Annotated in this window: 1 pseudogene; it reads right to left on the minus strand. The window is 37.7% G+C overall.

Annotated elements, in window-relative coordinates:
• Positions 1 to 273 (minus strand): annotated as a pseudogene (locus Q5762_RS38355) (hypothetical protein); the annotation flags it as partial.

The raw sequence follows: 273 nt of genomic DNA on the forward strand, positions 1-273 counted from the left end.
TTTAAGCTCTAACGCTTCATCTGTATCCCATTGGTCAGCTTCTACCAATTCCGTATAACGATTTAGCTTTTTGACAATATCAATGTGTTGAGGTCGAATATTGCCTCCCAAGACGTCTTCCAACATTCTTGTACTTTCAGAGCCATAAGTACTAGTTCCTGTTAATAGTTTTGCTTCACTTTCATCGGCAGAAATAATTCGGATTGATTCTGCATGAACAGTGGTAAGTACTTGAGGACTATGCGTAGTAACAATAAATTGGACGTTCTTAAA

It is taken from the genome of Streptomyces sp. P9(2023), assembly GCF_032436795.1.
Lineage (GTDB): Bacteria > Actinomycetota > Actinomycetes > Streptomycetales > Streptomycetaceae > Streptomyces.